The 20,951-nt window shown below is 35.2% G+C and carries 20 protein-coding genes; 12 read left to right on the top strand and 8 right to left on the bottom strand.

Annotated features, from left to right (window positions below; translation table 11 throughout):
• Window positions 1-87: 87 nt before the first annotated feature.
• The 5 genes from E0I26_RS01290 to sufD all read left to right on the top strand — a co-directional run bounded on the left by E0I26_RS01290 (window position 88) and on the right by sufD (window position 4,603).
• Window positions 88-417 (top strand): HesB/IscA family protein, encoded by a 330-nt coding sequence (locus E0I26_RS01290; protein ID WP_114753489.1) that lies wholly within the window; start codon window positions 88-90, stop codon window positions 415-417.
• Window positions 418-468: 51 nt separating this feature from the next.
• Complete coding sequence (sufB, locus tag E0I26_RS01285) at window positions 469-1,917, top strand: Fe-S cluster assembly protein SufB (RefSeq protein ID WP_131914692.1); 1,449 nt, start codon at window positions 469-471, stop codon at window positions 1,915-1,917.
• Window positions 1,918-1,924: 7 nt separating this feature from the next.
• Window positions 1,925-2,413 carry a flavodoxin family protein gene (locus E0I26_RS01280; protein ID WP_131914691.1) on the top strand — a complete coding sequence of 163 codons (489 nt, stop codon included), beginning with the start codon at window positions 1,925-1,927 and terminating at the stop codon, window positions 2,411-2,413.
• Window positions 2,414-2,449: 36 nt separating this feature from the next.
• On the top strand, window positions 2,450-3,202 hold the full coding sequence (sufC, locus tag E0I26_RS01275; RefSeq protein ID WP_131914690.1) for a Fe-S cluster assembly ATPase SufC: 753 nt from the start codon (window positions 2,450-2,452) through the stop codon (window positions 3,200-3,202).
• A gap of 84 nt (window positions 3,203-3,286) precedes the next feature.
• Window positions 3,287-4,603: a Fe-S cluster assembly protein SufD gene (gene sufD / locus E0I26_RS01270; protein ID WP_131914689.1), complete on the top strand. Its 1,317-nt coding sequence runs from the start codon at window positions 3,287-3,289 to the stop codon at window positions 4,601-4,603.
• A 210-nt stretch (window positions 4,604-4,813) separates the two neighbouring features.
• On the opposite strand, the gene E0I26_RS01265 is transcribed toward sufD, so the two are convergent.
• Window positions 4,814-5,506 carry a hypothetical protein gene (locus tag E0I26_RS01265; protein WP_131914688.1) on the bottom strand — a complete coding sequence of 231 codons (693 nt, stop codon included), beginning with the start codon at window positions 5,504-5,506 and terminating at the stop codon, window positions 4,814-4,816.
• 123 nt (window positions 5,507-5,629) lie between these two features.
• Entirely contained in the window at window positions 5,630-7,006 is a 1,377-nt protein-coding gene (locus E0I26_RS01260; RefSeq protein ID WP_131914687.1) for a serine hydrolase domain-containing protein, read from the bottom strand.
• Between the two features lie 383 nt (window positions 7,007-7,389).
• Between E0I26_RS01260 and E0I26_RS01255 the strand changes: the two genes are divergently transcribed.
• The 7 genes from E0I26_RS01255 (at window position 7,390) to E0I26_RS01225 (ending at window position 11,912) form a co-directional block, all read left to right on the top strand.
• Entirely contained in the window at window positions 7,390-8,604 is a 1,215-nt protein-coding gene (locus E0I26_RS01255; RefSeq protein WP_131914686.1) for an aminotransferase class V-fold PLP-dependent enzyme, read from the top strand.
• An 11-nt stretch (window positions 8,605-8,615) separates the two neighbouring features.
• A complete protein-coding gene (locus E0I26_RS01250) occupies window positions 8,616-9,047 on the top strand; it encodes a hypothetical protein (protein ID WP_235831697.1) in 432 nt (143 codons plus the stop codon).
• 2 nt (window positions 9,048-9,049) lie between these two features.
• Complete coding sequence (locus tag E0I26_RS01245) at window positions 9,050-9,469, top strand: SufE family protein (RefSeq protein WP_131914685.1); 420 nt, start codon at window positions 9,050-9,052, stop codon at window positions 9,467-9,469.
• Between the two features lie 149 nt (window positions 9,470-9,618).
• Complete coding sequence (locus E0I26_RS01240) at window positions 9,619-10,032, top strand: GxxExxY protein (protein WP_131914684.1); 414 nt, start codon at window positions 9,619-9,621, stop codon at window positions 10,030-10,032.
• A gap of 79 nt (window positions 10,033-10,111) precedes the next feature.
• On the top strand, window positions 10,112-10,435 hold the full coding sequence (locus tag E0I26_RS01235; protein ID WP_131914683.1) for an SUF system Fe-S cluster assembly protein: 324 nt from the start codon (window positions 10,112-10,114) through the stop codon (window positions 10,433-10,435).
• An 81-nt stretch (window positions 10,436-10,516) separates the two neighbouring features.
• A complete protein-coding gene (locus E0I26_RS01230; protein ID WP_131914682.1) occupies window positions 10,517-11,026 on the top strand; it encodes a DUF2480 family protein in 510 nt (169 codons plus the stop codon).
• Between the two features lie 37 nt (window positions 11,027-11,063).
• A complete protein-coding gene (locus E0I26_RS01225; protein WP_131914681.1) occupies window positions 11,064-11,912 on the top strand; it encodes a DUF3078 domain-containing protein in 849 nt (282 codons plus the stop codon).
• A gap of 55 nt (window positions 11,913-11,967) precedes the next feature.
• On the opposite strand, the gene hflX is transcribed toward E0I26_RS01225, so the two are convergent.
• The 6 genes from hflX to E0I26_RS01195 form a co-directional block, all read right to left on the bottom strand.
• Complete coding sequence (gene hflX, locus E0I26_RS01220) at window positions 11,968-13,215, bottom strand: GTPase HflX (protein WP_131914680.1); 1,248 nt, start codon at window positions 13,213-13,215, stop codon at window positions 11,968-11,970.
• Between the two features lie 158 nt (window positions 13,216-13,373).
• Window positions 13,374-14,219 (bottom strand): hypothetical protein, encoded by an 846-nt coding sequence (locus tag E0I26_RS01215; RefSeq protein WP_235831696.1) that lies wholly within the window; start codon window positions 14,217-14,219, stop codon window positions 13,374-13,376.
• 219 nt (window positions 14,220-14,438) lie between these two features.
• A complete protein-coding gene (locus E0I26_RS01210) occupies window positions 14,439-14,909 on the bottom strand; it encodes an FKBP-type peptidyl-prolyl cis-trans isomerase (RefSeq protein ID WP_131914679.1) in 471 nt (156 codons plus the stop codon).
• A gap of 94 nt (window positions 14,910-15,003) precedes the next feature.
• Window positions 15,004-16,359, bottom strand: a complete 1,356-nt coding sequence (locus E0I26_RS01205; RefSeq protein WP_131914678.1) for a DUF5689 domain-containing protein — start codon at window positions 16,357-16,359, stop codon at window positions 15,004-15,006.
• Between the two features lie 10 nt (window positions 16,360-16,369).
• Window positions 16,370-19,207, bottom strand: coding sequence for a carboxypeptidase-like regulatory domain-containing protein (locus E0I26_RS01200; protein WP_131914677.1), 2,838 nt, complete (start codon window positions 19,205-19,207; stop codon window positions 16,370-16,372).
• Between the two features lie 516 nt (window positions 19,208-19,723).
• Window positions 19,724-20,935, bottom strand: a complete 1,212-nt coding sequence (locus E0I26_RS01195) for an MFS transporter (RefSeq protein WP_131914676.1) — start codon at window positions 20,933-20,935, stop codon at window positions 19,724-19,726.
• Window positions 20,936-20,951: the final 16 nt, after the last annotated feature.

Below are 20,951 nucleotides of genomic sequence, written 5' to 3'. Positions count from 1 at the left end.
GCATTGGTTATAAAAATCGCATCAATTATGGAAAAAGCTTTTTATACACTATCTTTGTGCTTAATTTAGACAAAATCAATATAAGCTATGATAAAAGTTTCTGACACTGCAAGAAAAAAAATCATCGATTTAATGAAAGATGATGGTTTTGACGCTGCAATCGACTACGTAAGAGTTGGTGTAAAAAGCGGCGGATGTTCTGGATTGTCTTATGATTTAAAATTTGATAAAACAAAAAACGAAGACGATAAAATTTTTGTTGACAACGATATCACTATTGCTGTAGAAAAAAAATCTTTTCTGTACTTAGCCGGAACAATATTAGAATTCTCAGGAGGAATAAATGGCAAAGGGTTTGTTTTCAACAACCCAAATGCCAATAGAACCTGTGGATGCGGAGAATCGTTTTCACTTTAAAAAATACCCTTTCAGGGTTTTAAACCCTGAAAGGGTAAATAAACATACAAAATGAGCAAATACACAGAAGACGACTTAAAAATCGAACTCGAAAATAAAGAATACGAATACGGATTTTACACCGAATTAGAATCAGAAACGTTTCCTATTGGTTTAAATGAAGATATTGTTCGTGCCATATCCCATAAAAAAGGAGAACCTCAATGGATGACCGATTGGCGTCTGGAGGCTTTTCGTGCTTGGGAGCAAATGACAGAGCCAGAATGGGCTAATGTGCATTATACAAAACCTGATTTTCAGGCTATTTCCTATTATTCAGCTCCAAAAGCGGTAGATCCTAATAAAACATTGGACGATGTAGATCCTGAACTTTTAGAAATGTACAAAAAGCTAGGCATCTCTGTCGATGAGCAAAAGATGATGAATAATGTAGCTATGGATATTGTAGTCGATTCGGTTTCAGTAGCGACTACTTTCAAGAAAACATTAGGAGAAAAAGGAATAATCTTTATGAGTATTTCTGAAGCCATCAAAGAGCATCCAGAATTAGTTCGTAAATATTTAGGAACGGTTGTGCCACAAAAAGATAACTTTTATGCGGCGTTGAATTCGGCAGTTTTCTCTGACGGTTCTTTCTGTTATATTCCAAAAGGCGTTCGTTGCCCAATGGAACTTTCGACTTATTTTAGAATCAATCAAGCTGGAACAGGACAATTCGAGCGAACATTATTAGTTGCCGATGAAGGGAGTTATGTAAGTTACCTCGAAGGTTGTACTGCTCCAAGTCGTGATGAAAATCAATTGCACGCAGCAGTGGTAGAATTAATTGCATTGGACGATGCCGAAATCAAATATTCAACCGTACAAAACTGGTATCCTGGAAATAAAGAAGGAAAAGGTGGGGTTTTTAATTTTGTGACCAAAAGAGGAATCTGCGAGAAAAACGCAAAAATTTCTTGGACACAAGTTGAAACAGGTTCAGCGATAACTTGGAAATATCCTTCTGTTATTTTAAAAGGAGATAATTCAGTAGGAGAATTTTATTCGATTGCTGTTACCAATAATTTCCAACAAGCCGATACAGGAACCAAAATGATCCATTTAGGTAAAAACTCTAAATCGACCATTATTTCTAAAGGAATTTCTGCGGGAAGATCACAAAACAGCTATAGAGGTTTGGTACAAATTAGTGCTAGAGCAGATAACGCCAGAAATTTTTCACAATGTGACTCGTTATTAATGGGGAACAATTGTGGCGCACATACTTTCCCTTATATCGAAAGTAAAAATCCATCGGCAAAAATCGAACATGAGGCTACCACAAGTAAAATTGGCGAAGACCAAGTTTTCTATTGCAACCAACGTGGAATTCCAACCGAAAAAGCCATTGCTTTAATCGTAAACGGTTTCAGTAAAGAGGTTTTGAATAAGTTACCAATGGAATTCGCCGTAGAAGCACAAAAATTATTAGAAATTTCTCTTGAGGGAAGTGTTGGATAATTTGAATATGGGAAACACGAAAGTTATTATTGTCGGTTCTTCCAGAAGCAATGGAAATACTTCAAAAATAGTTGATAAAATTTCCAAACAAATAAATGCTGATGTTATTGATTTAAGAGATTATTCTATTTCCTATTATGATTATGAAAGCGAAAATAGAGCCGATGATTTTTTGCCTTTAATAACTTCAATTATTGAAAAATATGACACGCTAGTTTTTGCAACACCCGTTTACTGGTATGCGATGAGCGGAATAATGAAAGTGTTTTTTGACCGTTTTTCTGATTTAATCAGAATCGAAAAAGAATTAGGTCGAAAATTAAGAGGTAAAAATATGTTTGTAATTTCAAATTCTGATGAAGATCAATTGGATTATGATTTTTATTTACCCTTTCGATTATCAGCGGACTATTTAGGAATAAAATATTTAGGAGAAAAGCATTTGTCCTATCAAACAATAAAAGACCAAGAACGCATCAATAGTATTTTAGAATAAAAGAGAATTTAAATCCTTTTAAAATTAAAGAAACAAATGTTAAGTATCAAAAATTTACACGCCTCAATTGGGGATAAAGAAATATTAAAAGGGATTAACCTTGAAGTAAAAGCGGGAGAAATTCACGCGATAATGGGACCAAACGGTGCCGGAAAAAGTACTCTTGCTTCCATTATTGCAGGAAACGAAAACTACGAAGTAACCGCAGGCGAAATCTCTTTAGACGGAGAAGACCTTTCTGAATTGGCACCAGAAGAAAGAGCACATAAAGGAGTGTTTTTATCGTTCCAATATCCGGTGGAAATTCCAGGAGTTTCAGTAACGAACTTCATAAGAACAGCCATCAACGAAACGCGTAAAGCAAACGGTCTGGAAGAAATGCCGGCTAAAGATATGTTGAAAGTGATTCGTGAGAAATCGGAATTATTAGAAATTGACAGAAAATTTTTGTCTCGTTCTCTAAACGAAGGTTTTTCTGGTGGAGAGAAAAAACGTAACGAAATTTTCCAAATGGCGATGTTGGAACCAAAATTGGCTATTCTTGATGAAACCGATTCTGGATTGGACATTGATGCCTTGCGTATTGTTGCTAATGGCGTTAACAAACTAAAAAGTGACAAAAATGCCATCGTAGTGATCACGCACTACCAAAGATTATTAGATTATATCGTGCCTGATTTTGTTCACGTGTTATACAACGGAAAAATTGTAAAATCCGGAGGAAAAGAATTAGCGCACGAACTGGAAGAAAAAGGATACGACTGGATTAAACAAGAACAAGAAGCGTAAAATTAGTTTGCAGTTACAGTTTGCAGTTCCGATAGCTATCGGAAGCACTCATAACTTATAACTCATAACTTACAACTACCAAAAATGGAATTGAAAGAAAAATTACTATCGTCTTTTATGGCTTTCGAAGAGCGTATTGATGTTCACTCCGAACTTCATGATGTGAGAACTGCCGCCATAAAAAACTTTGAAGATAAAGGTTTCCCAACCAAAAAAGACGAAGCTTGGAAATACACTTCGCTAAACGCCATTTTAAAAAATGACTTTACCGTTTTTCCAAAGCAAGAAAATGCAGTTGAATTCAACCACGTAAAAAAATACTTTTTACACGAAATAGACACCTATAAAGTGGTGTTTATTGATGGTGTTTTCAGTTCGCATTTATCGTCAACAACACACGAAGGAATTGATGTTTGCTTGATGTCATCGGCATTGACCAAACCAAAATACAAAATGATTATTGATACGTATTTTAATCAAATTGCCAGCAAAGACGAAAGTTTAACTTCATTGAATACGGCTTTCGCCAATGAAGGAGCCTATATCAACATTCCAAAAAGTAAAGTGGCTGACAAACCTATTGAGATTATGTATTTCTCAACAGGTAACGAAGCGGCACTTTTGGTTCAACCAAGAAACTTGGTGATTGTTGGGGAGAATTCTCATGTTCAAATTATCGAGCGTCATCAAAGTTTAAACGAAAATCCAGTGCTAACGAATTCGGTTACCGAGATTTTTGCCCAAAAACGTGCTATCGTTGATTATTACAAAATTCAAAACGATACGCTTGAAGCGAATTTAATTGACAACACCTACGTTTCGCAACAAAAAGAAAGTCACGTTTCGGTTCATACCTTCTCTTTTGGAGGGAACTTAACGAGAAACAACTTGAATTTTTATCACTTTGGGGAACGATTGACAAGTACCTTAAACGGAATAACGATTATAGGCGAAAAGCAACACGTAGATCATTATACTTTGGTGAAACATTCGACTCCAAATTGCGAAAGTTTCCAAGATTATAAAGGAATCTATGCTGATCGTTCTACAGGAGTTTTCAACGGAAAAGTGTATGTGGAGAAAGATGCTCAAAAAACGAATGCATTCCAAAAAAGCAATAACATTTTATTGAGCGACAAAGCGACTATAAACGCGAAACCACAATTGGAAATTTTTGCTGATGACGTAAAATGTTCTCACGGTTGTACTGTTGGACAATTGGATGAAACTGCTATGTTCTACATGCAACAACGTGGAATCCCTAAAAAAGAAGCCAAAGCGTTATTGATGTATGCGTTCTCGAATGCAGTTATCGAAAACATTAAAATACCAGAATTAAAACAACGAATCACCACGATTATCGCCAATAAATTAGGCGTGAAATTGGGATTTGATTTGTAGTATAATTCCAAAAATAGATATTAAAAACCCGACAGATTTTAGAAATTTGTCGGGTTTGTTTTTTTAGGAGCTAATCCCGCTATCCATTACAAATGAAATTCACTGAACACCAAAATAAAATATCAAATTGGTGAAGTAATCTTTTTTCGGTAAAAACCTCAAAAAGGATTTTCATTTCTATCGGGGCTAAAAAATCTCTGCTTTAATTACTTAATTAATAATATAACTAACCAAAGTACTTTCTACCGTACTCCCATTAATAGTATTTATTGATTTTACTGGTCCAACTCCTTTTGCATACCAATATACTGATTCTGTAATAGTAGTTTGGCCTTGGAAATTTACTTCTTGTCTAAAACTCATTTTAATGACACTCGTATAAACCGTACCATTCACCGTTATACTTGCATCTTTTTCTAATATAATCCCCAAATATTTTATAGTTGTATCAAAAGAAGATGAAGCAGAACCATTTGTCACACTTACCTTTGAAATAACATTACCACTCCATTGTTCATTAACCGCCAAATTATCTTTCAGCACTGGCAATTCATAAGCACTCATTTTAACAGTAATACCATTTTCAGTCAGATTTAATTCTCCTGTCCTTAAAAAATAAGTCGCTCCTTTTTTAGCCGCCCAAACTTGTAAATTATAGGCATTATCAGTTGAAAGTCGATAATAAGCGGTTCCTCCAAAATTATCTGTGCCTGTGATTTTCACAGGAGAAGCTACGGAACCATTTTCATTATAAATCCATTGATTGTTTATAGCTAAAGGCCAATAATCGCCACTCGAAACCCCATTTGAATCATCAGAAACAGAATCATCACTAGAACAAGATGTAATTAATAAGGAGGAAAAAAGCAATGTAAACAATGCTAATAAAGTAATTTTTTTCATGTTAATGTTTTTTATTAGACCAATGTATAACATTTTAAGCATATTTATAAATTTTAACAACAACTATGCTGATTTTTGTTAAAAAATACGATTACTTATTAAAATTCAGTACAAGATGTTTTTTTACTTCTTCAAACTCCCAATAATCCCTTTCAACATTCCATTAAAATCAAATTCAGATTCTTCCTTCAACCCCATTCGTACGATTACTAAATCAAGTGACGGAATAATCGCCACCATTTGTCCTTGAAAACCGCTACAGTAATACATATCTCTTGGGACATCTGGGAAATGTCCACCGGCATTGAGCCAAAAATGTCCTCCGTATCTTCCCTCAGATCTATTCGTAGGAGTTGCAACGTATTTCGCCCAATTTTCGTTGAAAATTTGTTCACCGTTCCAGTTGCCTTTGTGCAAATACAACAATCCAAATTTTGACCAATCTCGGGTTGTAGCCCAACCGTAGGACGAACCCACATAATTTCCGGCCATATCTGTTTCAATCACCATAGAATTCATTCCTATTTTATCAATCAAAGCGGAATACCAGAAATCTAAATATTCCTGATGCGTTTTGAACTGCTTCCGCAAAATCCCGGAAAGTAAATTAGTCGTTCCTGAAGAATAATTCCAGCGCATATTGGGTTTATACTCCGCCGGTTTCTCTAGTTGTACCCGAGTCATATCTTCGGCCTGAAAAAGCATTTTGGTAGCATCAGAAATAGTATTGTAATCCTCTACCCATTGTAAACCGGAATTCATGTGTAGCAAATCGCTTGTTGTAATCAATTTACGTTTATCATTCGCCCATTCTGGAATTGGAGCAGAATCATCAATATCAAATTTTCTTTGTTTTTCCAAAATTCCGAACATTGTGGCTGTAATGCTTTTTGTCATGGACCACCCTAATAATTTACTGTTTTTATCAAAACCGGTATCGTACTTTTCGGCAATGATTTTGTCTTTATAAATCACTAAAAGGGAACGCGTTCTTTTTTTAATTTGCTTCGCCTGTTCGCCTTTTAGGCTCGAGTCGTCTTTAATATCAAAAGCATTGGCGACAGCCGCATTTAATTTGACATAATCAATGTTACTAAAAACGGTGTCCTTGGGTTCAATATTTCCATACGGAAAAGGTAAATTGTTGTTCAATTTTGTTCTTTTGGGAACTAAATATGGTTTTGTAATATCAAAATCATCGTTAATTAAAGTGGCGCCCAAACCTTCGCGATAAATTGCTTTTCGTTCTTTCAAACCGTAAACCGAAGCAGCGGCAAACTTTCCGATAGCTTCAATTTTGTTTTTGGCCAAATCAATCATATCGATATCATTGTCACCTTTCTCAATCATTTCCTGGGAACGATTATCAATAAAATGTCCCGAAGCGATACTTTTGGCTGAAAAGCCAGAAATTAAATCCAACTTTGGATAAGTCGTGAATCCAAAATAAAAGATTCCGATAAAAGAGGCAAAACCAACAAATTTGAAGAATTTTTTCATACGTAGTTAATATTTGTTTTTTATCGGAATATGGAATTAATGACCGTTGATATTGTTTTTTGTGTGTCATTGAACTTCGTTTCGCATATCTTCATCCGTTTTTTCATCGAGTTTTTATTATGCTCATTTCATAGTAGCTAATTGTAAAACAATGCAATATAATTATTTTTTAGTCACGAATTCACGAAATTAATTTAAATAAAACCCTGAAATTAATAGAAGTAAATTGGCGAATTGATGCCTGAAACAATTTAGTTTTTATTACTTTTGTATTTAGAAAAATTCTAAATAAAGAAACGCAAATTAGAATTTTGATTATTTTAAAAGATTGTCATTATTGGCGTTCTATCTGACCAATAAAAACAATAAAAACAAGCAGATAAATGTTAGACATACATAAAATTAGAGCCGACTTTCCTATCCTTTCACAGAAAGTAAACGGAAAACCATTGGTTTATTTTGACAACGGAGCTACTTCGCAAAAACCACAAGTTGTGATTGATGCGATTTCAAAATATTATCAGGAAATTAATGCCAATATTCATCGCGGCGTGCATACGTTGAGTCAGCTGGCAACCGATGCTTATGAAGCTTCCCGTGGTAAAATTCAAAATCATATCAATGCCAAATTCGCTCATGAAGTGCTTTTTACTTCAGGAACAACGCACGGAATTAATTTGGTGACCAATGGATTTGCTTCGATTTTAAAACCAGGTGATGAAGTCTTGGTTTCCGCATTGGAACACCACAGCAATATTGTGCCTTGGCAAATGTTATGCGAGAAAACCGGTGCGACACTAAAAGTCATTCCGATGAATGAGAATGGTGAATTGATTATGTCTGAATACGACAAATTGCTTTCTGATAAAACTAAAATCGTTACCGTAAACCATATTTCGAATGCTCTTGGAACTGTCAATCCGATTAAATATATGATTGACAAAGCGCATGAAGTTGGAGCAGCGATTTTGATTGATGGAGCGCAAGCCGTTCCACATTTGAAACCAGATGTTCAGGAATTGGATTGCGATTTTTATGCTTTTTCAGGACATAAAATGTGTGGACCAACAGGTACCGGAATTTTATATGGTAAAGAAGCTTGGCTGAATAAATTACCGCCCTATCAAGGCGGGGGCGAAATGATTAAGGAAGTGACTTTCGAGAAAACCACTTATGCTGATTTACCCCATAAATTTGAAGCGGGAACGCCTGATATTGCAGGTGGAATTGTTTTGGGAACAGCCGTTGATTATTTGAATGAAGTTGGTTTCGAAAACATTCAAAAACAAGAACTGGAATTACTGGAATATGGAACGCAACGCTTACTGGAAATTGAAGGTTTGAAAATTTTTGGTACAGCCGCAGCAAAAACTTCTGTAATTTCGTTTAATATTGAAGGAATTCATCCCTATGATATTGGTACAATAATTGACAAATTAGGAATAGCCGTAAGAACGGGTCATCATTGCGCGCAACCGATTATGAATTTCTTTTGTATTCCCGGAACGATACGAGCATCATTTGCTTTTTATAATACCAAAGAAGAAATTGACGTTATGGTTGAGGCTATAAAAAAAGCTAAATTAATGTTATCCTAAAATATAAACCCATGAAAATATTATCTTTATTGTTCCTGACCATTTTTCTAGGCAATGGTTGTGACAGCGCCAAAGCACAAGAAATAAGTACTGCTGTTATTGAGTACGAAGCAAATACCAGAGGCTTTTATCAAAAAATAACGATAAAAAATCAGATGGTTACTGTTTCAAAAGACAGAGATGGAAACGACAAACCGGTACCGAAAAAAATATCGGATGCCGACTGGAAAGAATTAGTGGAATATTTTAAAACAGTGGAACTGGATAGTTTGGCAACACTAAAAGCACCCACTCAAAAACGTTTTCATGACGGTGCGGCTATTGCCAATTTGAAAATCACTCACAAAGATAAAGCCTATGAAACGACTAGTTTTGATCATGGTTATCCACCTAAAGAAATCAAGAAATTCGTAAATAAAATAAATTCATTTGCTAAAAAATAATAATGAAAATTAAAGACATACAAGAAGAAATCGTTGATGAGTTTTCTATGTTTGACGACTGGATAGAGCGTTATGAATACATCATCGAATTGGGAAAAAATCTTCCTTTAATCAAAGAAGAATTCAAAACCGAAAACAATCTGATAAAAGGCTGCCAATCGAAAGTGTGGTTGCAAGGAGAGAAAAAAGATGATAAAATTGTTTTCACTGCCGATAGCGATGCCATTTTGACAAAAGGGATTATTGCCATATTAATCCGTACTTTTTCAAATCAAAGTGCCAAAGATATTCTTGAGGCTGACATGGATTTTATTGACAAAATCGGTCTAAAAGAACATTTATCCCCTACACGCGCCAATGGATTAGTATCGATGATAAAAAATATAAAAATGTATGCTTTGGCATTCAACACGCAAAACTGATTTTAAACATTTTAGATTTTTTTTTTAAAACATATAAGTGATTTAAGGTCATTTAAGTTGATCCTTCAAATTTTTATTGTATTATCTAAATGGTTTAAAGATTTTTAATAAAACATTAAATATCATTATGTAAAAAAAGATAGTTCTATATGATTACAAAAAAATATTTAAAGGATTTAGTTTACCGAGTTAATGGAGCTGCAATAGAAGTACATAAACATTTAGGACCTGGACTTTTAGAAAGTATTTATCATAAATGTATGATTCAGGAATTGTCTTTAAGAGGAATTAATTTTCAATCAGAATTAACAATTCCAATAGAATACAAAGGTTTAGAATTAGAATCTGATTTGAGATGTGATTTGTTTATTGAAAATTGTTTGGTTTTAGAACTTAAAGCCGCAGATAAAGTTTTACCGGTTCATGTTGCAAAATTAATGTCTTACATGAATCTCTTGGAAGCACCAATTGGATTAATGATAAATTATAATGTTATAAATATTTACAACGAAGGACAAAAGACCTACGTTAACGAATTATTCAGAAGATTAGAAGAAGAATAAATAGTACCCGAAAACCTTTAATGAACTTATATTTCTTATATGGTTTAAAAAAATAATAAAAAATAAATTGTTAAAAAAAATGACACAAGAAATAGACACAACTGAATTAGGAGAATCAATCGTAAAAATTTTAAAAACCATTTACGATCCGGAGATTCCTGTAGATATTTACGAATTAGGATTGATTTATGACGTAATGGTTAATACCGATTATGAAGTAAAAATCTTAATGACGCTTACCTCTCCAAACTGTCCTGTTGCCGAAAGTTTGCCAAGAGAAGTAGAAGAAAAAGTAAAATCATTAGACAATGTAAAAGATGCTGAAGTAGAAATTACTTTCGATCCACCTTGGAGTAAAGATTTAATGAGCGAAGAAGCAAAATTAGAATTGGGAATGCTTTAGAATTTAGTCATAAAGTTGAAAGTCATAAAGTCTCAAAGCAGTGACTTTATGACTTTCGACATTCGACTTTAAAACATGATTATGGATGAAATAATAAATAAAGTTGCGAATAGCGTTTTGGAAGTTTTCGATCTCGAAGATTACTATCCAGAAGGAATTCATGTGCAAATCGATATTTCACAATGGCTCTTGGAAGGATTTTTATTAAAAGAAAAAGACTTTAGAGAACAGCTGAAAAATCACGATTGGTCACAATATCAGGATCAATATGTTGCTATTTATTGCAGTACATATGCTATTATTCCTACTTGGGCTTCTATTTTGGTTGCGATTCAATTAGCGCCATTTGCGAAGAAAATCATTAATGGATCTCTAGAGGATTTAAACGCTTCCCTTTATGAAGAGTTATTGCCTAAAATTGATTATTCGATTTATAAAAACAAGCCTGTGATTATAAAAGGGTGTTCCAGAAAACCAGTCCCTATGCGTGCCTATGTATTGGCAGTACACTATCTGCAACCTTTTGCCAAAAGCATTATGTATGGAGAGGCTTGTTCAGCTGTTCCTTTGTACAAAGCACATAAAAAATAGCAGCATACGTTTATTTTATAATTTAAATCAAACAGACATGAAAAAAACAGTATTTTCTCTAGTGTTACTTTTAGTGGCAATTGCTATTAATGCACAAGAAACTGCAACAGACACCACAAAACTTTGGACTAAAAAAGGAAATATTTCTTTGCTTTTTAATCAATCTGCTTACAATAAACAATGGTTGGGTGGCGGAACGTCAAACATAGCGGGAAATTTTGGTCTGAATTATGATTTCAATTATAAAAAAGGAGATGTTGTTTGGGACAATAAATTCATTCTGGCTTATGGATTGACCAAGATAAAAGGTGACGAAAAAACAGCCAAAACAGATGACCGTTTAGAATTGAATTCCCTTTGGGGTAAGAAAGCGAAAGGAGATTGGTATTATTCTGTTTTTTTTAATTTCAAAACACAAATGGATACCGGTTTAGATAAAAACGGAGTTAAACTTTCACATTTATTTTCTCCCGCCTATTTTCAATTTGGACCTGGAATGTTGTGGAAAAAAAGCAATAATCTGAGTATTAATTTTTCTCCCGCGACTGCAAAATTAATATTGGTCCACGATCATTTTACTGAACTTGGCCCTTCATTTGGGGTTTTACAAGGAGACAATTCCAGATTTGAATTCGGCGCAAGCATTTCGGGATATTATAAATTCAATATAATGACAAATGTCGGTATTGAAAACCGAATCAATTTATATTCTAATTATTTAGACAACCCGCAAAATGTTGATGTCGATTATCAGATGAATGTGGTTATGAAAATAAACAAATATTTGTCAACAAATGTATCCTTACAGGCAATTTACGATGACAATTCCGTACAAGCTGTTCAGGTAAGAGAAGTGTTTGGTCTAGGCGTTAATTATGGTTTTTAAGAAAAGTATTTTTATAAAAAAGACCTTTAGAAATTTCTAAAGGTCTTTTTTATTTTTATTCTAGTTCTTCATTTTCTTCTTCTTTCTCCACAGCGTCTTTATAATCCGGATATAAAAACTTATTGTACGGAAAACGGGTGATGTGAATGTGTCTTACGGCTTCATAAACACGTTCTCTGAATTCCTCAAAATTTTCTTTATTGGTTGCCGAGATAAACAAGGCATTTTGCTCGCCTACTCGACTCATCCAGGTTGATTTCCATTCTTCCAGCGTGTAATGTCTTGGCGTTTTTTCGGTCATTAAATCATCTTCATCAATAGTCAAATGCTTGTAGGCATCGATTTTATTGAAAACCATAATAACGGGTTTGTCATTCGCTTTGATGTCCAATAAAGTTTGGTTTACCGATGCGATATGATCTTCAAATTCAGGATGTGAAATATCAACAACGTGCAATAACAAATCGGCTTCACGAACCTCATCTAGTGTACTTTTGAAAGAATCAACCAGTTGTGTTGGTAATTTTCGAATAAATCCTACGGTATCCGAAAGTAAGAAAGGCAAGTTTTTGATGACTACTTTTCGAACGGTGGTATCAAGCGTAGCAAAAAGTTTGTTCTCTACAAAAACATCACTTTTCCCTACGGCATTCATCAAAGTCGATTTCCCCACATTAGTATACCCAACCAAAGCCACTCGTACCATAGAACCGCGATTCCCTCTTTGCGTTCCCATTTGTTTGTCGATTGCTTTGATTTTATCTTTCAATAAAGCTATTCTATCCCGTACAATACGTCTGTCGGTTTCAATCTCTGTCTCTCCAGGTCCACGCATTCCAATTCCCCCTTTTTGACGTTCCAAGTGTGTCCAGAGTCCCGATAATCGAGGTAACATATAGATACATTGTGCTAATTCTACCTGCGTTCTTGCATACGAAGTTTCGGCACGTTGCGCAAAAATATCCAGGATAAGATGCGTTCTGTCGAGGATTTTACATTCCGTAATGATTTTAGATATATTTTTTTGCTGTGAAGGCGATAATTCATCATCAAATACCAAAGTCGAGATATCATTTTCTTTTACAAAAAGATGAATCTCTTCAATTTTTCCTGTTCCAACAAAAGTCTTGGGATTAGGGCGTTCCATTTTTTGCGAAAAACGTTTCACTACTTCACCACCTGCGGTAAAAGTCAGAAACTCCAATTCGTCAAGATACTCGTTAAGTTTCTCTTCACTTTGGTTTTGAGTTACAATACCAACAATAGCTGTTTTTTCGAAATTTATTACTTCTTTTTCTAACATGTCTTTGAATAAGCTACAAATTTAATGATTTGTAAGGTACTAACGTTTATTCAATCCTTTTTAAATTAAAGTAAACAAATTTCATACTGAATCTTAATATTAAAAAGGATAAAAACTTCCCTTAAAAAGGTGCTCCTTACTCGTAAAAATAAATTTTTTCAGTTTTTACTATCCCATTTTCTTCTATATAGGGAACAGGATACTGGGTAGTTTAAATTATTGTATTTGTATTTTCCGCTTTTGCCATTAGCATTTATAGCAGTAGAGGTAAAACTTAATTTATTATTATTAGATATTGATTCGAAATCAAATTCTTCTTCATGAAAAGAAATTAATGGCACAATAACTTTATAGTTTTGACCAAAAATGTTTTTCACTATTAATAAATCAGCTGAATTTTTATCATCAAAAGTATAGTTCTTCATTGATTTATCTCCAATCAATCCTTTGTGTCTGACAATATTATCTTTGAAATACACATACTCTATTTTATTGACTATTTGTTGATTTCGATCTCTGGAGGAACGTCTGGCAACAAGACCATTCTCAACAATATATTCAATATCTTCAATTAGGGTTTGATGACTGTTGCTTTTTTTAGTTACTGCTTTTACTCTTGATCCTTCATAAGTTATAGCAACTGTTTTAGTGACAAGTTCGCCACCTTCTTCGTATTTTTTGGTAAACTTCACTAGTTGCTCTTCTTTATTATAAGCATAATTCACAACCTCTTTCCAGTTGCTTCCTTGCCTTTCTTTGACAGTCATGTCTAATAATCCTTTTGGATTATAAAAAAAACTTTGGAGGACGTCAGATGTTTTAATTGATAAAAGTTTACCTTCCTTAAATAAAATGGTTTTATTTATAATCTCGCCACTTTTTAAATTGCGAAAATTTGTCTTTACAACATTAATTTGCTTTAACTTAACTGAATTTTCCAAAATTTGGCTTTGTACAAAACGCGGGCTGGCCATCAAAAAAATGGCAATAAAGTAGATTTTCATTTGGTAATTATATCGATTTGGGATTGCCAAAATACAAAAACCAATTAAAGGATAAAATTATTTATTTCAAATTCATATTTTTCAACTTGAATCCGACCAGTTTATGTGTAGTTATGGTATTTTGATCAAAAAAAACAGGAGTTATCTCCAAAAATAGATAACTCCTGTTTTTTTATGTAAGACACCCTAAGTTTCTAATACAATCCCTTAGCAATAAACCTAATTCACGGAAATAAGTTTAACCTCAAAAATAAGTACAGAACCTCCGGGAATACTACTGTAATCATTATTCCCATAACCAAGGTGAGCCGGTACTAAAAGTATACCACTCCCCCCTTCTTTAAAACAAGGAATGCCTTCTGTCCAGCCTTTTATGACTTGATTCAGTCCAAATGAAATACCTTCGGCTTTACTTTCATCAAATACAGATCCATTGGTAAAATAACCTTTATAAGCCACTGTCACATTAGAAGTTGCGGCAGGTTGTTCTCCATCACCCGCTTCATTAACCACATAATACAATCCTGAATCGGTTTTTGTGGCAGTCAATTTATTTTTGGCAATGTAATCCACAATTTCTTTTTCGTTTTGGATTGAATAATCAACCGGTTGAGTTTCTATATTTGTATTTGTATCTGATAAACAAGAAATAAATAACAAAGAAACAAGTGCTAATAAAGTAGATTTCATAATGGATTTTAATTTTATAATGGCGCAAATATACTAAAAATACGACTGTAGCTACAGTGCAAAATTATATCCTCTCTTTTCTATTAATTAAAAATTATTTATCCCCAAAAACCTGGACATCGTCTACTTGAAAAGCACCATCCAAAGCCAGATTTTTCCCGGAACCTGTGTATTTAAAAGCGATATTGATTTTGCCATTATACGAAGATAAATCTACCCCGCCACTTCCTATAAATTGATACCAAGGTGTCGCTTGCTTGGGTAAATTAACAACTAATGGAATCCAAGTCGCTGTCGCCAAATTCAACCCGTCAAAATTAGTGGAGACATAAACTTCCAGGGAATTTAACTGGGAATCAACATCTAAATGATGTTGGGCCGTTCTAAAAGTCAAGACTTCTTTCGTGTGAACATCCATGTCTATTTTTGGCGAAATCAACCAAGCCACATTCGAAACGACTTTGGTTCCTGTGATATTAAATTCGGCATAACCGTTTCCGGAATAGACTGTGCCTTTCCAGAAAAGCGTTCCTTTCTGGACTATATTCGCCCAGCCCGGCAGACTCAAGTTCGACTTATCCACTACGGTTTCAAAATCTTCTGAGAAAAAAGGAATCGCTCTTGTTCCGGTCATCACAACATCTTTTTCGGAACGCGGTAATAGTTGATAATCGGTTCCATATTTCGTCAAAATTCCTTTTACTTTTCCGCTTCCATTGGGCACTAATTTACCCGCAAAATCAGAAAAACTACTGGTTCTAAAATACACTTGATTGCCCAATTTATCCATCAAACCCCAATTAGTCGCACCACCCACATTATTAGTTTCTTCAAAATAATGGCGTCCTATTGCGTCGGCTGTAAATTGAACATCGGACAATTCGATCAAAGTATTCAAATTCGAATCGTTCAGCAATTCTGACATCGAAATGGACCGAATCAACAAGTCCTCACTAACATTCGTACAGGAAGCATTCAGTACTTTTTTATAATCATTTTGAGAAAGTCGCCCTACTCCGCCTTCATTATAAGAATTCACGAAAATGCTTCCTATACGCATCCCGCCAAATAAAATATCCGTGTATTGGTCTTTCAACTTTATATACACTTTATTGCCCAATCTGTAATCAATGTACAAATTTGTAGCATCCACGGGAACACTAAATCCTATGGCTGGTGTTGTGGCTGTTGCCAAAGTCTGAAAGGAAATCGACTTAAAAAAATTTCCCGATTCATCACTGGAAACCACATACGCCTCGATTATATCATCGTATTTGTATTGCGTTACAATAGCATTTGCAACAGCATGAACTTCGCTAACGGCTGTATTAGTCACTAAATCTGGTTGCGTACAAATAAGTTTCGGTGCAGCAACCTCATCCGTAACGCAACTGCTTAAAGTGATTGTCAACAGCAAAAATAAAAAGGATTTGTAGAATGTTGATTTCATATGCTTTAATTTATAGATTGATATAAAGATTCACGAAATACGTTCTTCCGTATCCGTAGAAATATTTTGGTCCAAAAGAGGGCGTACCACTGGAAACATCCTGATTAATTTGTCTGAAATTAGCATTTCGGGCTTGTTCATAACCCCCTGTTTTATAGGAAACATCAAGAACATTATTGATGCTGGCAAAAACCCCAACATTTTTTCCATAAATCAGCCATGATTTTCCACCCACGAGATTCAATAACATCGTTGGATCAAACTTTTCTTGTTTTAATAGTACTGCGGCTCTTTCCTCTGTCGCCTCCGGAAAATTGAAACCGCTTGCGGGATTTTTATAAAATATTTCGGTTCTTGAAATCGGAGAAATATCAATATAACTATTCGTGAGGTAATTTACATTGGCGCTAATCCACCAATATTTTGGATCTCTATATTCAATTCCCAGAGAATACGCTCGTTGCGGCATTCCCGCTTGTTTGTAATTTTTTAGTGCGGCCGTTCCAAAATCAAAAACTGGACTGGTATTTTCCAAAGAAGCTTCGGCATCATTTGTCAAAGTCACTTTTGGATTACTGTCATACGTATATTCCCCAAAAGCCGCCGAAAAAGTGGTTTTAAACGTTTGATTTAATTGGTATTCCAAACTTAATTCTGCACCCATATTCTTCTTATTCAACTGCGTTAACGTTTGACTGACAAAAGCATCGGTGTTTAAATAACCTGCGCCATCATCAAAAATTCCTTCGGCATAAAAAAAGGAAATTTGAGTCGCGTTTTTAATTACCGCATAATAGGCCGTCAGTCTGGCTTTCAGTTTTGGGGAGCGATAGATATAACTGGCGTCCAAGCTGCTGATGTTCTCACTTTCCAGTCCGACAACAATCGAATTATTCAATCGGGAATTAGCAAAAGTATTTCGTAAAGAAGGCGCTTTGGTCAAATGTGCCGCGTTAAAAGTCACCAACTGTTTTCCGGAGATTTTCAAATTGAATCCGGCTTTGAAGCCAAAGTTTTCAAACGCTGCTTTCTCACTTTTCCCGAAGGAATTGGTTTCGTAAATTCCGTTTTTGTATAATCCTTCCCTTTGATAATTGGCGCTTGAAAAATTCTGGGCCAGATAAAAATCCACTTTACTGTAGGTGAATTTAAATTGTGTGAATGCCTCTAAAGTATTGGCAAAATAATTATAGTTGTATCCATACGTATCCCCAACGACTACTTGTCGGTCTGGATTATTCAAATCAGACTGGGATTGATTCCCACTGTAAAAAGCATCGATATCTTCAAAATAAGAACCACCAAGCAAGTCCAACAATTTTTGGGAATTATGCGATTTTAGTTTTTTGAATGATGCTCCGGCATTCAGAAAAATATTTTCTGACAGTTGCGCACTCAAATTCGTTGTAGCCACCGCCGTTTGATCTTCTACTTGATCTTCATACAAAACATACTTGCTTTTTGCCGGTTCATAACCTGAAATAGTTCCATTGGAATCAAAAACTGGATTTTGATTGGCTTGGTATAATGCCGTCCAATCAATTTGTGAATTGGCTAAAAACTGAGCTTTACTTTTGGCTACATTTTCATAATCCGGAGTAAATGCTCCCGAGAATTCTCCGTTATCCAGTGCATAAAGAGAACTGTAATAACTGGGCATTTCTCTGTAATACGTTGGATCCGGGCTATTCGCATTTTGATAATCGATGTTGCTGTTTGCAATTTTCCCAAATTGATACATCACACTCGAATTCAGATTGGTTTTATCATTGACTTTAAAATAATGATTCAGCATAATCGTAGGTTCTTCAATGGTTTTTATGCGGGCGTTTCTTTTTTCACCGTCCTGAAAACCCCAATACGAATTGTATTTCACATTGGTCAGTTGCGTAACTTCGGCAGTGTTTGGGGAGTTTTTGGCTCTGGAATTGGGTGTGTACATTGCCGTCAGATTCAACGAATGCTGCTCGCTTAACTTTTTTTCGAGGCTTATAAAAAAGGAATTGGCATCATAATTTGTTCCTTCAAAATAGCCTTCTTGTGCCCAGCGTTTCCCTGCCGAAACTACAAAAGCCCAGCCTCGGCCATTCATTCCGGACGCATGCATTCCCATCGTGCGCCAACTGTAATTGGTATTTGTTCCTGAAAATGAAATTCGGGAACCGGGTCTGTAAATGGAAGCCCGCGTGTTGATTTCCTGTGTTCCTAAAATTCCGCCAAACGTATAATCCGAAGGCGTGGTTCCGAGTGTGAATTCCTGATTGCGGAGTGCATCATTCAATCCGCCCCATTCGCTCCATTGTGGTCTTCCATCATAGATTTTATTCATGGAAACGCCATTGATCATCATGGTGGAATGCTCGCTGTCTAATCCGCGAACTCTAAAACGGGCTTGTCCCCAATTGAAAGCGGCTGCTTGCAAAAAAGCATCGCGGGAGGATTGTAACAATCCGGAAGTACTTTCGGAACTGCTGTTGTCATCGCTGAAATCGCTTTCTATGAGTATTATTAAACTGCTTTGCTGTTCTGTGGATTGATCTTCTTCTAAAGTTATGGTTCCTAAATCCAGCATCTTCCCTTCGATAATTTCTATGGGATACAAGGCATCTTTGAATCCCTGACTGTGAATAAGCAGCAATACATTTCCTGCGGGAACCGTATCAAAACTGAAATTTCCATCGGTTTTGGTGAGTTGCATTAAAGTAGTATTTTGAATACTGACGACCACAAAACCTAACGGATTCTGCGTTTTGGACTCGATGACTTTCCCGAAAAATCCCGTATTCTGTTGTGCTATTACACCTCCTATTTGAACCATAAAGAAAAAACCCAAGTAAAATTTATTCATACTATTCAAATTATGATGATGGTATATAATTACTGAAATTTTGGTCGAGAGGATTTTTATTTTTTTTATTCCTAGCGAGAAGTTCAACCGTTAAAAGGAATTTTAGCGGTTGAACAAAAAGCATAGAAAGCGTCATCCGAAATGGAATAACAACTTGAAAATAATTAAAAATGAATTTTGGAAAAATGGGACGTAAATCCCAATGGGAATAATTATAAAAACAGTGGTATTTGAAATTCCTTATGTCTTTTAAATTCTTTATTGAAAGAATTATAATACTAAATGTACAAAAAAAATACTAACTTATTGATTTTCAATGAAAATAATTTCATTAAATGTGTTTTTAGCAGCTTCCAATTGAAAAAGTTCTTAGAAAAAACAAACGGATTGAGTAGCCCCGATGGCAGCAAGTATCCTTTCCAGTCCTGAACTTGTTTCAAGACTGGAAAGATACTGTGAACAGCGGGAAGAGGTGTTTTTATGGAAACGAAATATAGTGCTCCTAAGAATTTATATTTATTCGATTGCTTTGATTCTTGAGACCATAATTGCTATTAGGAATCCAAAGACTCCAATGAAAGCAAATGAAAATCTCAGGCTTGACAATTCAGCGATGTAACCGATAATTGGCGGTCCCATAAGAAAACCTAAAAAACTGACACTTGAAACTGTGGTTAAAGCTTCACTTGGGGAAACATTTGGATTCTTTCCTGCGATACTATACATTGTGGGTACAATGGTAGAAACGCCGAGCCCTACAAACATAAACGCGATGGTTGCGGGGATGACAAACGGGAAAAATACGGCTGTAAAAAGCCCCACCGAAATCATGATGCCGCTGATTTGCAAGACGGTTTTTCGTCCAAACTTATGTATTAATCCATCCCCAAAAAATCGCCCGCTTGCCATCATAATCATAAACGAAGTGTATCCCAAAATGACTAATGGTCCGGGTGCTTTGATGACATCTTTGAAATAAACGCCGCTCCAGTCAAACATAACTCCTTCACTTGCCATACAACAAAAACCAATTATACCAAGCCAAATTAAACCGCTATCCGGTTTTGAAAAGAGTTTCTTCTTTTCTACTTTGATGGTTTCCTTTGCTTTTATTAAAAATTTATAATTAAAAGCAATCATCAAAAACACTATTCCGGCAACAATGAGAAAGTGAATATAAGGTGTTAATTCAAAGGCTAACATTCCCAATCCTACCAGAGCACCCGTGAATCCTGCAAAGCTCCACATTCCATAAAAAGAGGACATGATGGTTTTCTTGAAAAGGACTTCGGTATAAACACCTTGTGTATTGACCGCGATATTCGATAAATTACCAAAAATTCCAAATAAAAATAAGCCCAAGGACAGTTGCCAAGCCTGGACAGCCAAGCCTAAATTAGTCAAACAAAAAACATAAAAAAGCAAGGATACTATCAGAATACGGTGGCTTCCAAAACGGGTGACCAATTTACCGGAAAAAGGCATCACTACGAGTTGTCCCAATGGTAACGCAAATAAAATACTACCCAAATCACCTTCGCTTAACTGTAATGCGGTTTTAATATCCGGAATTCGGCTGGCCCAAGTGGCGAAACACAAACCCATGGCAAAATAAAACATGGATACTGCCCAACGGATTCGGTTCAAATAGGAAACCTTAGCGTTTTTATACGTTTTCTTGTATTTTGCTTTGGTTCTAAATCGGGATATAAAATTGAGATCGATCAAGATAATTTGGGTTTTG

The sequence above is a fragment of the Flavobacterium rhamnosiphilum genome (assembly GCF_004349195.1).
In the GTDB taxonomy this organism is placed as follows: Bacteria; Bacteroidota; Bacteroidia; order Flavobacteriales; family Flavobacteriaceae; genus Flavobacterium; species Flavobacterium rhamnosiphilum.
This window is presented reverse-complemented; position numbering and strand designations above follow the sequence as displayed.

Coding starts and splice junctions, on each gene's coding strand:
- E0I26_RS01255 (WP_131914686.1), top strand. CDS start 7,390: ATGTTAGACATACATAAAATTAGAGCCGACTTTCCTATCCTTTCACAG.
- E0I26_RS01260 (WP_131914687.1), bottom strand. CDS start 7,006: ATGAAAAAATTCTTCAAATTTGTTGGTTTTGCCTCTTTTATCGGAATC.
- sufC (WP_131914690.1), top strand. CDS start 2,450: ATGTTAAGTATCAAAAATTTACACGCCTCAATTGGGGATAAAGAAATA.
- sufB (WP_131914692.1), top strand. CDS start 469: ATGAGCAAATACACAGAAGACGACTTAAAAATCGAACTCGAAAATAAA.
- E0I26_RS01240 (WP_131914684.1), top strand. CDS start 9,619: ATGATTACAAAAAAATATTTAAAGGATTTAGTTTACCGAGTTAATGGA.
- E0I26_RS01230 (WP_131914682.1), top strand. CDS start 10,517: ATGGATGAAATAATAAATAAAGTTGCGAATAGCGTTTTGGAAGTTTTC.
- E0I26_RS01250 (WP_235831697.1), top strand. CDS start 8,616: ATGAAAATATTATCTTTATTGTTCCTGACCATTTTTCTAGGCAATGGT.
- E0I26_RS01200 (WP_131914677.1), bottom strand. CDS start 19,207: ATGAATAAATTTTACTTGGGTTTTTTCTTTATGGTTCAAATAGGAGGT.
- E0I26_RS01225 (WP_131914681.1), top strand. CDS start 11,064: ATGAAAAAAACAGTATTTTCTCTAGTGTTACTTTTAGTGGCAATTGCT.
- E0I26_RS01265 (WP_131914688.1), bottom strand. CDS start 5,506: ATGAAAAAAATTACTTTATTAGCATTGTTTACATTGCTTTTTTCCTCC.
- hflX (WP_131914680.1), bottom strand. CDS start 13,215: ATGTTAGAAAAAGAAGTAATAAATTTCGAAAAAACAGCTATTGTTGGT.
- sufD (WP_131914689.1), top strand. CDS start 3,287: ATGGAATTGAAAGAAAAATTACTATCGTCTTTTATGGCTTTCGAAGAG.
- E0I26_RS01290 (WP_114753489.1), top strand. CDS start 88: ATGATAAAAGTTTCTGACACTGCAAGAAAAAAAATCATCGATTTAATG.
- E0I26_RS01245 (WP_131914685.1), top strand. CDS start 9,050: ATGAAAATTAAAGACATACAAGAAGAAATCGTTGATGAGTTTTCTATG.
- E0I26_RS01280 (WP_131914691.1), top strand. CDS start 1,925: ATGGGAAACACGAAAGTTATTATTGTCGGTTCTTCCAGAAGCAATGGA.
- E0I26_RS01235 (WP_131914683.1), top strand. CDS start 10,112: ATGACACAAGAAATAGACACAACTGAATTAGGAGAATCAATCGTAAAA.
- E0I26_RS01205 (WP_131914678.1), bottom strand. CDS start 16,359: ATGAAATCAACATTCTACAAATCCTTTTTATTTTTGCTGTTGACAATC.
- E0I26_RS01210 (WP_131914679.1), bottom strand. CDS start 14,909: ATGAAATCTACTTTATTAGCACTTGTTTCTTTGTTATTTATTTCTTGT.
- E0I26_RS01215 (WP_235831696.1), bottom strand. CDS start 14,219: ATGAAAATCTACTTTATTGCCATTTTTTTGATGGCCAGCCCGCGTTTT.